13 protein-coding genes and 1 pseudogene are annotated in these 15,111 nt (G+C 26.5%); 2 read left to right on the top strand and 12 right to left on the bottom strand.

Features of this window, described 5'->3' with window-relative positions:
- A partial coding sequence (locus FGK85_RS12140; RefSeq protein WP_341472459.1) for a hypothetical protein occupies positions 1-375 on the bottom strand: 375 nt, incomplete at its 3' end.
- A gap of 401 nt (positions 376-776) precedes the next feature.
- Positions 777-1,391 (bottom strand): class D sortase, encoded by a 615-nt coding sequence (locus FGK85_RS12145; RefSeq protein WP_138207011.1) that lies wholly within the window; start codon positions 1,389-1,391, stop codon positions 777-779.
- A gap of 469 nt (positions 1,392-1,860) precedes the next feature.
- Between FGK85_RS12145 and FGK85_RS12150 the strand changes: the two genes are divergently transcribed.
- A complete protein-coding gene (locus tag FGK85_RS12150) occupies positions 1,861-2,190 on the top strand; it encodes a hypothetical protein (RefSeq protein ID WP_138207013.1) in 330 nt (109 codons plus the stop codon).
- Positions 2,191-2,388: 198 nt separating this feature from the next.
- Here the strand turns inward: FGK85_RS12150 and FGK85_RS12155 are convergent.
- From FGK85_RS12155 to FGK85_RS12195, 10 genes and pseudogenes are all read right to left on the bottom strand, one after another.
- Positions 2,389-3,255, bottom strand: a pseudogene (locus tag FGK85_RS12155) (mannose-1-phosphate guanylyltransferase); the annotation flags it as partial.
- 16 nt (positions 3,256-3,271) lie between these two features.
- Positions 3,272-3,940, bottom strand: coding sequence for a hypothetical protein (locus tag FGK85_RS12160; RefSeq protein WP_243122871.1), 669 nt, complete (start codon positions 3,938-3,940; stop codon positions 3,272-3,274).
- A 41-nt stretch (positions 3,941-3,981) separates the two neighbouring features.
- On the bottom strand, positions 3,982-5,529 hold the full coding sequence (locus tag FGK85_RS12165) for a recombinase family protein (RefSeq protein ID WP_138207015.1): 1,548 nt from the start codon (positions 5,527-5,529) through the stop codon (positions 3,982-3,984).
- 13 nt (positions 5,530-5,542) lie between these two features.
- Positions 5,543-5,710: a hypothetical protein gene (locus tag FGK85_RS15420; RefSeq protein ID WP_171011415.1), complete on the bottom strand. Its 168-nt coding sequence runs from the start codon at positions 5,708-5,710 to the stop codon at positions 5,543-5,545.
- Between the two features lie 175 nt (positions 5,711-5,885).
- A complete protein-coding gene (locus tag FGK85_RS12170; protein WP_138207017.1) occupies positions 5,886-7,583 on the bottom strand; it encodes an AAA family ATPase in 1,698 nt (565 codons plus the stop codon).
- Positions 7,584-7,628: 45 nt separating this feature from the next.
- The gene (locus FGK85_RS12175) at positions 7,629-8,327 is read right to left on the bottom strand and encodes a Fic family protein (RefSeq protein WP_102401506.1); all 699 of its coding nucleotides are present in this window, start codon (positions 8,325-8,327) and stop codon (positions 7,629-7,631) included.
- 299 nt (positions 8,328-8,626) lie between these two features.
- Positions 8,627-9,253: an SEC-C metal-binding domain-containing protein gene (locus tag FGK85_RS15650; protein WP_243122872.1), complete on the bottom strand. Its 627-nt coding sequence runs from the start codon at positions 9,251-9,253 to the stop codon at positions 8,627-8,629.
- Complete coding sequence (locus FGK85_RS12185; protein ID WP_138207019.1) at positions 9,217-10,293, bottom strand: hypothetical protein; 1,077 nt, start codon at positions 10,291-10,293, stop codon at positions 9,217-9,219. The genes FGK85_RS15650 and FGK85_RS12185 overlap by 37 nt, the downstream gene beginning before the upstream one ends.
- A 238-nt stretch (positions 10,294-10,531) precedes the next feature.
- Positions 10,532-12,598 carry a sacsin N-terminal ATP-binding-like domain-containing protein gene (locus FGK85_RS12190; RefSeq protein ID WP_138207021.1) on the bottom strand — a complete coding sequence of 689 codons (2,067 nt, stop codon included), beginning with the start codon at positions 12,596-12,598 and terminating at the stop codon, positions 10,532-10,534.
- A 13-nt stretch (positions 12,599-12,611) separates the two neighbouring features.
- Complete coding sequence (locus FGK85_RS12195; RefSeq protein WP_138207023.1) at positions 12,612-14,435, bottom strand: hypothetical protein; 1,824 nt, start codon at positions 14,433-14,435, stop codon at positions 12,612-12,614.
- A gap of 247 nt (positions 14,436-14,682) precedes the next feature.
- Here FGK85_RS12195 and FGK85_RS12200 point away from each other — a divergent pair.
- On the top strand, positions 14,683-15,111 hold a 429-nt coding region (locus FGK85_RS12200), incomplete at its 3' end, for a hypothetical protein (RefSeq protein WP_138207025.1).

Genomic DNA, 15,111 nt, shown 5'->3' on the forward strand with positions numbered 1-15,111 from the left:
TATGGCAACTACTTTTAATTTATCTATAGTACCATTTCTAAATACTTTATTTTTTACAATGGTTTTTATTATATGTTTATGAATTTCTTTTAATCCATCTAAATCAAAATCACTTAAGGAGCGCCTAACGGCATCAATGCGTGGCATTTTAGTTTTTTTAGGTATTACTTTTTTAAACTTGCCTTTTTTAAGCCAATGTTCTAATCTATTGAAACTTCTTATCTGAAGCATAAATCCAAATAACACCACGAAGGTAATTGTTGAAATTTTTACATCAGATTTTATTCTTTTATCTTTTAAGTTATTGATTTTTTCACCTATATCGTATACCTTATTAATATAAGTAAGTAATTGTTTTAAATAACTTTTACTCATTTTATCAGCATCCTTTTTAAGTTGGTTTCTAGTAAAAACTATTATAAAAAGGATGCTTTTATTATGCAAATTTTTTCTCTAAAATTTCCAGCAAAAATCAGAATTTATGGTTTTTAACCTAACCCTCAATCATTCATTATAAATCAGCGGGCTCACGCCCCAAAAATTTTTAAGCGCTAAACTTCTGAAATTTTTTTATATAACCAATTTACTTCAAATTATTAAATATTTCATCATAATAATTCAAAATAAGCTTTTATATTTCTACTTTTTTCATAGAGTGAAATGTATTTACACAAAATTATAAACCCTACAGATTCGTGTGAATAAAATTATGTAGGGTTTTATATATATAATTATGTTAATAAAAATAATAGCTATAAAATGATTTATACAATAATTTATTTTTGCAATTTTCCCCTTACTATCAACCTTCTTTTTCCCTTTTCTGTACAAGTTACTAAAGTAAGAATACTTTCTTCAGAAGGATTTAAAACATCCACCCTTTCAGGTTCCACTACAAATTTTTCATAAACTTTATACACAAAATCCCCTTGCATGGTTTTTATTAAAATTTCGTCTCCATCCTTTATGTTCTCTTCCAGTCCATTAAAAAACTCATTGTACACATAGCTACTATGTCCTGCCAGAGCACAATTCCCTTTTTCACCTGGCATCACAGTTTCAGAAAAGTGTCCCACCGCATACCTTAAAAGTTCCTTTTTAATGCCCTCTCCTATAGCTACAGTTAAGTCAATTTTAGGTATATTTATAATCCCTATAGTTCCCTTTGGTAAAGAAGTGTCCTTTTTATCTTTATCCTTAGAATCCACCTTTTCTGTTTCTTTACCCTTTGTTTCTTTATTTTTACTATCTTTCACCATTTCCTCAAACTGTTTTACCATGTCCTTGTTTTTCTTTTCCGCTGAATATCTTAAATAAAGAGTAGCACCTATAATAGCTATTCCCGAAACTATTAATAAAATACTGATTACATTTAATATTTTTCTTTTCATAAATTCATACTGCCCCCTATAACAACTATAAATAAATTTTCTCATATAAAAATTATACCAGAAAAAAGAAAAATTTTGGATATATAATTTTAAAGTTTACCATTATTATACTAACTAAGAAACTCCCTCTTCATAAACAATAAACAATAAACAATATGAACTTTCCCACCACTTGCTTACACTGAAGTGGTGACTTCTTGGTTAAAACTTTTCTTTAAATCTCATATAGCAAAAAAATTTCCTCAAATCCCACCATTACATACTAATATACTAATGCAAAATAGACAAAATAAAAGTGTACAAAAAAATAAACAGAGCTCTTAGCTTCAGATGGAGTTTTTACTCCAACTAAAGGTTAGAGACCGTTATCCAAGGACGTAGCTGCCGTTATCTCCCACTTTGTTAGAAGTGGGAGTGTTACGGAAGGTAGTCATCGGATAAACTTTATAAAAAGAGAGGTGTATTACTTATGAATAATAATACTATGGAAGAAACTAAAAGATTAAATGCTCAATCTGTAGCTAATAAAGGAAAAGGTCGTTCTATGTCTAACAACTCAATGACAAGTAGCACTATACCTTCTAATAGCTTTACAAATACTATTGAAGAAACCAAGAGATTAAACGATGAATCTGTTGCTAATAAAGGTATGGCTAGTTCTACATCTAGTATGTCTAATATGTCTAGTACCTCAATGACAAGTAGTGCTATGCCTGCTGATAGCTTTACAAACACTATGGAAGAAACCAAACGATTGAACGCTGATTCTGTAGCTAATAAAGGAAAAGCTAGTAGATAATAAAGGGAAGGCTAGTATACAATAATTAAAGGGCTATTTCATTAAAAAATTTACATACGATATATTGTGACATATTTAAATCCATCACAATATATCGTAGTGTTTATTTTTAGTGTCACATCCCCTTTACCATTAAATTATTTTATAACTCTATTATGAATTACCTCAAAAATAAGCAATGGATATTTTAGATTTTTTTTACAAATATTCACTTAAATCCTCATCATCCTTCATTTTATTTACTAAATGTTTCATTTCCTGATCCTTATTTTTGTCCATAATAAGAATCACATCTTTTGAATCTACTATTACCAAATCCTTTATTCCAAAACCAATTATAAGTTTCTCCCCTCCAAATATAGCACAATTTTCACTTTCCTCCATGTAGGCATTGCCGGATATACTATTTCCTCGGAAATTTTCTAAAAACCTACTAAGGGACTCAAAACTGCCAATATCATCCCATATAAAATTACTTTTTATTACATAAGCTTTTCTAGTCTTTTGCATTATTCCAAAGTCTGCAGATATCCCATCTATTAACTGATATTCTTCCGCTATAACCTTTTCCTCTTCCTCTGTATCTAAAGCCTTATATATATTCATAAGCCTTTCATACATTTTAGGTAAATACCTCTCCATTTCTCTAAGGAATACATCTGCCCTCCATATGAACATTCCACTGTTCCACATATAATTTCCATCCAATATTAAATCCTTGGCCACTTCAAGATTTGGTTTTTCCAAAAATCTCTCAACCTTATATGAAGGTATTCTGCTGACTATTCTTTCACCAGCTCTTATATAACCATATCCAGTTTCAGGCCTCGTAGGATTTATCCCTATGGTCACAAGTCCCCTTCTTCTCTGGACTATCTCTACTGCTTGATTTATGGTATCTATAAATTCTTCATTGCCCTCTATATAATGATCTGATGGCAAAACAATCATAGTTGCATCTTGATCTTTTTTTAAAAGCTTCACGGCTGAAAGACCTATGCATGTGGCGGTCTCCTTGTTCAGGATATAGGTCTTTTTAATTAAATTTCCATCGGTCGCTGCAGGTCGCGACCGGTCGTTTTTATTCTTCTACATTTGAATCTACTAATACATATCTAATTTTCGACCCTGCTCCAATTCTTTTTATTTTATCTAATTGTATTAATGCATTAAAAATCTCTTTACTCTTCGTTCTACCAAAACCTAACTCACTAATACATTTTTTAGTATTTATAGATTCATTTTTTATTATATAATCTAGCACCTTTTTTTCATCTTCTCCTAAAACAACTGATTTTTTATCACAATCATCATTATCTATATCATTTATATTTCCATTGCTTACGTTTTTAAATAATTCTGTTAAATAATACTTAGTTCCTCTGCCTATTCCATCAGCCTCCAAATAACCTTTATCAACTAATGATGATAGTATTTTATGACTATTTATTGCATGTGTATCCAGTAGTTGTTGAAGTCTATTATTAGTAACATATTCCTCTTGATCTGCTGCTACTAGTGCCATAACTTCTTCTCTCTTTAATTCATTATACTTATTCCTTAATGCTGCTTTAAGTAACATTATGCTTTGTTCTGGTAACATTGAAATTGTCCTTAATGTCAATACTATTCTATCTGGATCATATAATTCTTCCAAATCTGGTGCTAACCACTGTTGTTCTTTCCATGCTAATTGTATATTTTCGAGGCCTGAACCTGCACGTTCTCCAATACCTAGTAAATTAAACATCTTAAAGATATTTTCATTTCTCGGATCACTTATTCCACCTTTTAATTGAACTTATAATAAACCTGTACCCTCTTATCCCTAGTATTTTTATCTTCAGTAACCACAATCTTATCTATTAGGCTTTCCACAATAAATCTATCAAATTCCTGAAAATTTATAATTCTATCTATCTTATCCTTATAATATTTATATTCATCATCTACAGATTTTTCATTGTGTATTGCTTTGCATAATTCTTCTTTTTTTCTAAGTAATCTTGCTTGCTTTGATTGAATGTTCTCTAAAACCATCTTAAAATTTCTTTCATTTATTACATCTTCTAGCTTATCTAAATACAGTTTTTCAAATTGCTTATCTAATTTTTGCAGTTCTCTTTGAATAGTATCTAATTCTGAATTCTTATTTTTCTTTTTTGTTACCTTTGACTTTGCTTTTTTATAAATTTCTCCCTTATTGATTTTAGATACATAATTTTTCAAATCTGAAATAATAGTTTCTTTAAGATAGTCCTCTTTTATTGAATGTGCAGTACATCTTTTGGCACCCTGCTGACTGTTTGTGCATTTATAGCCTTTATATTTTTTTCTATAGGACATGCTGCCACCACATTCATTACATTTTAGTATTCCAGAGAAAATATGCACACTATCATACTTATATCTATATCCATTAGCTCTTTTTTGAATCTCCCTTTGAGTTTTTTCAAAAATCTCTTTAGAAATTATCCCTGGGAATTCTCCGCCTATTATCCACTCCTCTTTAGGTGTCTTAACTACTTTTTTTACCTTATAGCTTATTTTTTTATACCTACCTTGAACCATGTATCCTGCATATTTGGGATTTTTTAATATAGACAATATTGTATTGCTATTCCAAAGTCCAAATTTAGAAAAAGCAAAATTTTCAAGTCTTGCTGAGGGCGGTTTAATCCCCTTACTATTCAAATAAGATGCAATTCTCCCAGCGCCCCATCCTTGCAAATATAAATTATAAATCTCTTTTACTACTTCAGTAGTTTCATCTCCCGCTGGTACAAGAGCTATAGTTTTGATATTTTCATTGTACTGCTTTTGAAATTTATAGCCATAGGGTGGTTTACTGGCAATAGAAGATCCCCTAAGCATTCTCTGCTTTAGTCCATCTCTTGAACGCCTTGAGCAGTCTTTTATATACATCTCATTTAAAATATTTTTAAATGGAACTATATCATTAACTTCCTCAAGGGTATCTACATTATCAAGTACCGATATAAATCTTATTCCATTTACTTTAAAATAATCCTCTAGATAATATCCAGCAGTTATATAGTTTCTTGAAAACCTTGATAAATCCCTAGTTAAAACCATATTTATCTTTTTATGCTCTATATCTTCCTTCATTTTTATAAAACTGTCCCGCTCAAAATTAGATCCTGAAAAGCCTGCGTCTTCATAGACATCAATAAGATTGTAAACTGCTTCTTTATCGTTTTTGCTTTTTTCTAAAAGCCATTTTTTTAGACTGGAAACTTGAGCTGGTATAGACTCTTGTTGTTCTTTTTTATCTGTGGAAACTCTAGCGTATATAGCCACATTCCATATTTTTCTCATGCCATTCACTCCCTCAATCTTGCTCTTTAGAGTAAATGGCAGCTGTGCGATTATCTTTACTATAGCATATTTTATTTTTTTTCGTAATGCTGTAATATAAAATCTTTTCTAAAATAATTTTCTCCAATAGCTCCTGAAAGTTCTTATCCCCATAATGAAATTCTATATCTACTTTAGACACAAAAAATCCTCCAGCATATTGCTATATATATTAATATGCTAGAGGATTAGTTATAATGTAAAATTGAAAATTTAGAATGAAAAACCCTTATTAATCTAATGTAAAACTTACAAATTTATATGCAAAAATTGAGTTATATGATATTTTGCTAATATTTATTCATTAGCTCCACCTTCTATAATTCAATACATTCCACATGTTTTTTACCTATAACAATTATCAATAAATATTTCTTGCTTTTATTTGAAGCATGTTCTAATTTGCTGCTGCATTTATATCTTTGAAGTTGCTCTAATCCCTGATTTTTGACTTCTTCGAACTTATCTTTTTCACTTTCCTTTATATATTTAAGTTCTATAACCCACTCATAATTAATATATTTATCATAAGCTTTATTTGAAGAAAGAAATATATCTATATATCCACCTTCTACCTCAAATTCACTATTTACTAGATATATACCATTTATAAAAAAAGAAATTAAAATCATCTTTACACTTTTTTCATTAAACTGCATTAAATCTCTATTAGATAATACAGAAATAAAATTCTTTAAATACTCATTAAATAATGTTATTTTGCCATTTGAAGCCATATTATTTACCGCATCAAATAACATTTCATCTTCTACTAATAATTTGGATTTTTCTTGAAATTTTTCAATAAAATATTCCCAATAAATAGTCCTAACTGCATAATTAGGTATGGCCATAATATACTTATCAAAATAAGTATTGTGAATTGTAAGCATACCCATATAATATAGTAGAGATACAAAATTCTCCTTTTTATCATACATATATTCTAAATTAAATTTTTCCACCAATTTTGTGCTTATTTCTTCTCCTAAAATAAGTTTTTTTACAATTTCCTCATCCCTAAAATTAAATGCCATATTTTCTAACTTTCTATAATCAGTTTTAATATTCATATCTAATAAATTTTCAGGATAAACTTTATTTTTTATAATATTTTGTATAAAATAAAGAGACAAACTTGGATTATATACTCTATTTTTTGAAAACTTACTAAACAAATAACCATCATAATATTTTTTCATGTCTTTTAAAACAGTTTCTAAATCAAACATTTCATCTATTTTATATTCTTTTAATATGCTTCTTATTTCTTCTTCATTAAAACCCAGCATCTCATTTACATTATTTTCTAAAGTCAAATTAATTGTTATGTTAAATCCGCTAGTTAAATCATCTAGCATTATAGGACTTACTCCTGTAATAAAAATTCTTTCTACACAAAATGCAGTGCCAGTTTTTATAGTTTTATAAAAAGTTCTTACATATCCCTCGCTTGATATCACTTCATAATATAAATTTTTATTACCACATGAAATTAAATCATTTGCAAAGTTATCATACTCATCAATTATTATAAACATTTTTTTATTTGTGGTATTAGTCAATGATATAATTTTATTTATAACTATTTCAGCACCTTTAGATTCATTTAAAATATCTTTATCTTGAAAAAACTTATCATATTTAGCCAAAAACTCCTTAGCAGCTGACAAAACACAGTTATCAAAACTTTCTATAAATCTTTCTTTTCCTTCACTTACCACTAAATTAGAGAAATTTATATATAATACTAAATACTGATTTCTTCTCTCAGTTGGATTTAACCCTATATATAAATCTTTAAATAATTCTTCAAATTTTTCAGCTTTATTTATATCATAATAATTTTCTATCATAGATAAAAATAAACTTTTACCAAACTTTCTAGGCCTTATAAAAAACTGATATGGAGGCTCATTTTCTAGAATCTCAATGTATTTACTTTTGTCTACATATAAATAATTTTGTTCTCTGATTGTCTGAAAATTAGATATACCATAGGGAACTTTTTTCATATTAATACATTCCTCTCACTAAACAAGTTTTATTGTATAATTTAATTAAAACATATTCCTATTCTCTTCAATAAAATTCCTCTGTTTATTTAAATAATTAATAAGAGGTTTTACATTATTATTTGTAGATTCCTCTAAAGCTTTTTTATATTCAGTTGAAGTTTCACCATTCATATATTTAAGCGGTAACCTATTATCAAGTAATTGTTTTAAAAATATAAAACGACCTATTCTTCCATTACCATCTTGAAATGGATGTATCTTTTCAAATTCTAAATGAAATTTTGCTATATCTTCTAATGTTACTTCTTTTAGATTATTAAATTTATTTATTAAAATATTCAATTTATCTTCAACTTCCCAAGGATTTGCTGTATCAAAATTAGCCCCTAATATTTTATTAGAATATTTCTTAAAAACACCTGCTAAACCTAAATCATATAGTCTAGTTCTATACATTAAACTAGCATGCCACTCTTTTATCATTTCTAAAGTTAAAGGCTTATCCAAACTATCAATAATTAAATCAAATGTATAAAACGAATTCACAGTTTCTTGTACATCATCTAAAGTATGAGTTCCTGTAACTATATTTTTTTCCATAAGCATTTGTAAAGCTTCTGTCGTAAATGTACTTCCCTCTATTTTATTAGAATGGTAGATAAAATCATATTTTAATATTTCATTTAATGAATTATGAATACCCTTTGTTTCCTTTAATATTTGTAAAAATTTATTGTACATTTTTATAACTCCTATTCATTTAAAATAATTCATTATTATATATTATACCCTATACAATATTAAATAAAAACACATTTTCCATTTTATCCAAGTTTGTTTTAGGATCTATCGTATTGTTCAAGTAAGTATTTATCAAAAGTGTATTTACTTTTATAAATAACTATACTTCTTTTTTAAATTTAAATAACTTTCTAACACCACTAAAATTCTATAATAAAAAAACTAGCACTTGTAAAAATGCTAGTCTTATACATACTCTGAATAGTATACACAGAACTTATGTAAAAACACTATAAAAATCATTTGCCACAACATTTTTTATACTTTTTTCCACTTCCACATGGACAAAAATCATTGCGTCCAACTTTTTTAGAATGTCTTGTAAAATAACAACTTTCACGCCAGGCAATTTCAATGTTACCTATTATTTCATGATAAAATTTATTCCAAATATATTCTGGTAAGCCTCCGTTTTTAAGTGTGGTTTTTCCTTTAGAATTATAATCTACAAAACAAATAAAATTCTTATTGTTTGGCAATATCTCCTTATTTGTACGATAATCCTTTTTATAAACATTAATATATAAAGAATCTGCTTCCATTAAACCATGCTTTTGTTGTATTCTTGGTGATGGTGGATTTTTGATACCTTTTAGCCATTCAATTGCATTAGTAATAACTTCAAGAATTTCTTCCTTATTTTCAACATCTCCAATATATAAATGAGCTCTCAGCCGTTTTCGCTCCTGATTACTGACATCTTGTATATTATTTATTTTATATTTGTCAGTTGTGTAGTTTGGAAAACAAAAGTATTTTACTTCAGTTAAATCGACAACTTCAGTTGAAGGATCAAAAATAATGAAATCACCTCGCTCAATTACACTTTTTAATACAACATCAAAATTCTTTTCTTGGGTATACATATCAACAATTTCTTTATTTGTATACCGTATCCATCCAGTAAGCATTCTAGGATTGCTGAAAGAGAACATGTATTGCTCATATATTCTTTGTAGTGATCAAAAACTAATATAGCCATTAATGTTGCAATTTGACCGATATAAGCTCTATCTGTATTTTGAATTTCTATATCAACATTCAATTGTTTGTTATTACCAATATCACTTATGCTACGACAATAAATACAAGGTATACTAAGTTGCATTGCAATTAAAGAAAAAGCTGGATAATCTCTTTTAACAGTATCAATATTTAATAATTCAATGTGTTTATTAATGAAAAGAGTCAATCCTAGCAAAACCCCGCTAGCTGTGTCGAATGCAGAATCTATCATATAATCAAATTCGTGTACAGATAACTCAAGACACTTAGAAACATGGTTTTCAATATAATAAAAACATAGTCTTTCACCAATTGCCTGCCTCTTTACTGCAACTTTTCCGTGATTTATTGCATTTCTTAAATTCACATTAATATTTTTTGCAATTTCTTCATATCCATTTTTATTAACTACTGCAACCAATTTACTGAGCGTATTTTGGGACGTATAATCTTTATTTATCGCTTTACCTGTCAAAAAAGCAATAACTCTTAAGAAGTTGGACAAACAACTTTCAAGAATTGCAGTATAAGTTGGTAATCTATACAGTAGTGTTTTTGTTTCTTGAGCTATATTAAAATTACGCAAATCTAATATTGTTTGAGAAATCTGTAAGTATGAATTATAACCCATTAAAAAATACTCAAAAATTGTTTCGTCAATTTCTAAATCCTTACTATGATTATTATATAAGTCTTCCAGTAATTTATATACTTGCCCACAAACAGATGTGTTCCAATATGAACAAGGCTCTGTTGTCACTATCTTATCCAAAAGATAGAGCATTTCATGACTTATTTCAGTAATACATAGATCTATATTTTTATCAATTTGATCCAATAACTTGTCTAAATCAAATTGAGAGTAAAACTTGGCTTTGCAATATTCTACAACCCAATTCACACCACCACCCCTTAAAAACTATATTTATAAATTTATACCAATCAGTGTAATATAAACTTTAAATAATCATAAAATTACTATTTATTAAAGCTCTAATACTTTTTACATTACAATATGCAAAAATTTTTTTGTTATAACCTTGTATAAACAGCTCTTCATTAATAATGGTTCTTTAATAATTTCTATACCTACATTAAAAAATTTATTTTAATAAACTCCATGTATCTTTTTAATATTTTTAAATATCTATATTAAATTCATCACCTTCAAATTTTTCACAGAGCCATTCCCATTGTTTAACTCGCTTTTCCATTTTTAATTTATTTATTGGATCTTTTATATAAATTACTTTTATTCGAGAAACCTGATTTATAATTAAGCATATATAATATCGCTCACCATACATATGAGCGGTAGTATATTCATTATTGGTTAAAGTAAAACTATCATTTTCACTATTTAGTGATTTTACCTCTATATATCTAATACTACCATTATTTTCAAAACTCTCAATATCATATCCTTTATTCTGCTTGCTTACATCAGTTGCTTTATTTCCAAATAAAAATTCTTCAATTTCAATGCATTGAATTTCTGCACTTCTCCATTTTGAAATGTTAATTTTAATACCTTTATTATTAGTACTATAAGTATTTGAATTAATATAATTGTTACTATTTGAAGATTTCTCTATTATATCTGCTAACGAGATTTGTTTTTGTTTTACCTCTTCAAATTTACGTAAATCAATTTTATAATTATCATAAAAATAATCAAGAGCCCCCTTGTAAACATTTTCATAAAATGTTTCTCTAAACGCTGTTGAAAATTCTATTTTTTTTGTTAATAAACCCCTTATATTTATGTATTCTTCTTGGTTACCTGGTAACCATATATTGTTAACATTTAATGACCTAATATTTTTTTGTGCAATTTCATTAATAAAATTAGCAAAAATCTTACCTAAAATATTATGAAGTGTTGATTGTCTTGCTAAATCCTTAGTAAAAAAACTCATTAACTCTTCTATAGAAAATTCATCATTACAAAATTTATTAATAAAATCATACATAAAGTTATCAATTTTTATTGAAGGTACTCTATCATTAAAATTATCTGTATTGTTAATTAAGATTCTATATTCATCTAATGATAAAAATTTAAGTGGCTTTTTTATACCTGAGACTGCAACGAAACTATCAGCCTTTGTTTTTATCATTGGTATTACTCTGATTAATTTATATAATTCTTCTTCAAAATAAATTGAAAATTTAGATAAAGAATTATTTGTAGTAATAATTTGCAAAATACTTGAATCCTTTTCTTCACCATTAAACACACTTTTGACAATCTCAATTATTAATTTTGCTACTGCATATAATATTTCTTCACACTGTTCATCAAAATTAATATGCTTTCTTGAAGGGTCTGTAGAAAAATGGCCATTAATTTTAAATGGAAACCCAAGTTTGTCTAAAGTAGGTAAAAAAACATGTAACACAGACTCGCTACCTGAACAAGGAATAAGTTTCTTTCCATCTGTTTTTAATGCTATTTGAAAAGAGTTTTCACTAGTACTACCATTATATACCCTCCACATATCCTTGTTTCCATTTCTTGCAATAGTAATATTAGTATCCTCTTTTGATACTTCTATAAATTCATTTACATCTTCTACAGAAACTTTAAATTCAGTAATGTTGTTTAAAAAAATGAAAATATCACTATCCAAATTCATTAACTCTTCTTTTAATACATTTATTTGTGGATTTTTAAATATAAATATTGTATTATATTTATTCTGTAATTTATTTACTATATCTAATATAGAACTGTCCATATTTCCTTCTACAAGAAAAGGTATTCTTACTGTAGGACACTTATTTATTCCAAAACCACGTAATATTTCTTCACTTTTACTTTTAGAAAATGTAAAACTTTCATTATTAGAAAATATAATAATATCACTTGTCAAAAAAGTAGTACTTTTAAATCCAACGCCTCTATACCCTATCATTTGTTTTCTATCCTTATTACTACTACCAGCCCTACTTATTGAAATGATATCACTTTCGTCAAAGGGTTTACCATTATTAGCAAAATATAAATTTTTACCATCATAGTATAAATATGATTTTGTTGATTTCGCATCATCAGCATTTTGTAATAATTCAATTAAAACACGATTTCCATAACTCTCAGCAATATAGTGTTCTAACTGTGCCAAATCCTCAAATAATTGAGGTGAATTTTTCCCTTCTTCTAAAAATTTTTTATTTATTTGCAAGATAGTATCTCTTATCATTTTTTACTCCTTATCATAAATTCACTTGGAAATACTTTTCAATACTATTTTTTAGATTGCAAATATTCACATAATATGTTTTCTCTAGATAATAATATAAATTACTAAAGCCCTTTATAATTTGTTCTCTTTTTTTTCCTGTAAATTTTTCATTTTGAGCAATGTATTCTAATTCATAAAAGAATTGGTGTTTAGCGTAAATCTTATCTATGTATTTTTCATATAAGGAAAAAACTTTATCTAAATCATCAGTAACAAAGAATATTTTCTTATAGATCAATTCATTTACTGACCAATCGAATTTAAATGAAAGAGTATATTCAAAGTATTCAATTATATCTTTAAAGGCCCTATTTTTAAATAAACTTTTCTCCATTAATAGTTCGTATATAAAATCATATTTAAAATATGCATATAAACTTCCAAAAACATCACACATCTTTTTAGGGTTATAATATGATACAATTTGAAACTTGTCATCACTCTTTTTAGTAATTAAATCAATAATAATTTCTTTGGCAAATTGAAAATTATTTTGAATTACCGAATTAATTAAACTTAAAACCATAGAAATTTCTTTATGATTAAAAAAATATTCATACGCCTCCATTATTAAGCTTTTCTTTTTTTCATAACTTTCATAAGTAAAAGGTAAAATCTTAACAATGTACTCATAATATTGCTCTTGGGTATCAATATATAAATTCAAACTTTCAATTCTATATCTTAAATAATCATCAAAAATAGATTTATTATAATCATTTATATATTCAAATGTTAAAATTCTCTCATTAAACCCTAACTTATAACCTTTAGTTAAGAAGAATTTCAAGATATTTTTCGACTTATAAGCAAACATTTCCGATATAGTATTTTCAATGATATCAATATTACGTCTATAATTTTCAGTGACACCTTTTTCAATTTCATCATAAATATTATCAAATTTTATAGCATTTTGTTTTTTTATTTCATAGCATTTGTATATAAAATGTATCACAAGCTTTATAAGCTCATCATCATTATCTAAAAATATTCTATCTAGAACTCGCTTTCTAAATCTATCGTCCAGCATAAGTATATATATGTTGTTTTTATTACTTTTAGCAGATTTATATATAGAATTAAATAGTGCCATATCTGAAGTAAATATTCTTATTAAGTTAAGTTTATTCTCTAAAATATCCTCATTAAGAAGAGATATAGCAAGCTCAAACTTTATTTCTTCGTCATCCCAATACTCTTCAATTGAATTTACTATTTCATCAGTACTTTCTGATTGTACACCACTATAGTTATTTATTTTTTGTGTAAATAAAACTCTATCTTCTTTTTTCAATAAATCACTTTCAATTAAACATTCCTTAAGTATATCCTTGCTTTCAAGATTCTTAAATGTAACAAATCTGTATGAATGCTGAAAAAAACAGTTTTCAATTATATTTTTAAATTCTTCATAAGTAGACTTTTTATAAATTTCTTTTAAAAATTCATTTAAGTTTTCAGAATCTTCATTTGATAATATTGCTATACTTATAAACTTTAGACAGCCAAGAGATTTATTAGAATGAAACATAAATTCATAATCGCATAATAACGAAAATATCCCATCCTTTAACATATAACATATAATTTCATATATTCTTTCAAAATTACCTTTATATGAACTATTCCAATCATTAAGACCAATCTTGTAAATAGATGAATTAAATATATGTTGGCTTATAACATTTGATTTATTGTTAAAAAGTGCCTCTTTCCATAACCCCATAGCTTCTTTATATTTTTCACTATCCAACAATTGTATAATTTGTTTCTTATACTCTGTAACTTTCATTTACTTTCCCTTCCTTAGTTGTAACATATATTCTTACCATTATAAATTAACTTTTTATCCAATTATATCATATATATAAAAATAATTACAATTATTATGAAATACTTGCAGTTTTACTGTTTACTCCAAACTTAAAGTTGCATATCAAAAACAATAAGTTCATTCATTATAAATTTTAGACTATATTTTATTACAATATATATGTTATAATACATCCTATATAATATATCATAAGGAGAAATTGTATATGCTACAACTAATAAAAAGAGAATTTGATAGTTTAGAAAAACTAATTCAATATATAAATAGTATAAGTATTAATTATGAATATTTGAAAGATTATGACCTGCTAAAAGAAGATAATGAATATATTGCAATTATGAAATTTGATGTTCCAACAATATCTCAATATCTGGAACTTGCACGTCTAAAAAAACAAAACTCTGAAGAAAAAGATTCTGCCTATAGAATATATTATTATATTGAATTAGAGGATGGATCTCAAGATAAGCTCCTCCCAATATCATTTAATGATATTGACGCTGACTTATCAATACAAGCATTTCATGAATTATACGATATTTATAATTTAATAAAAATTAATTATAGTTTATTGGAACATTATTTTATAATAAAATTATATAATTTTAAATATAACTATTCTGATTGTTTCTGG

The organism is Haloimpatiens lingqiaonensis (assembly GCF_901447495.1).
Classification (GTDB): domain Bacteria; phylum Bacillota; class Clostridia; order Clostridiales; family Clostridiaceae; genus Haloimpatiens; species Haloimpatiens lingqiaonensis.

Bases quoted from the DNA above. Each gene is read 5' to 3' on its own strand.
- FGK85_RS12145 (WP_138207011.1), bottom strand. From the start codon at position 1,391: ATGAAAAGAAAAATATTAAATGTAATCAGTATTTTATTAATAGTTTCG.
- FGK85_RS12150 (WP_138207013.1), top strand. From the start codon at position 1,861: ATGAATAATAATACTATGGAAGAAACTAAAAGATTAAATGCTCAATCT.
- FGK85_RS12160 (WP_243122871.1), bottom strand. From the start codon at position 3,940: ATGTTTAATTTACTAGGTATTGGAGAACGTGCAGGTTCAGGCCTCGAA.
- FGK85_RS12165 (WP_138207015.1), bottom strand. From the start codon at position 5,529: ATGAGAAAAATATGGAATGTGGCTATATACGCTAGAGTTTCCACAGAT.
- FGK85_RS12170 (WP_138207017.1), bottom strand. From the start codon at position 7,583: ATGAAAAAAGTTCCCTATGGTATATCTAATTTTCAGACAATCAGAGAA.
- FGK85_RS12175 (WP_102401506.1), bottom strand. From the start codon at position 8,327: ATGTACAATAAATTTTTACAAATATTAAAGGAAACAAAGGGTATTCAT.
- FGK85_RS15650 (WP_243122872.1), bottom strand. From the start codon at position 9,253: ATGTATACCCAAGAAAAGAATTTTGATGTTGTATTAAAAAGTGTAATT.
- FGK85_RS12190 (WP_138207021.1), bottom strand. From the start codon at position 12,598: ATGATAAGAGATACTATCTTGCAAATAAATAAAAAATTTTTAGAAGAA.
- FGK85_RS12195 (WP_138207023.1), bottom strand. From the start codon at position 14,435: ATGAAAGTTACAGAGTATAAGAAACAAATTATACAATTGTTGGATAGT.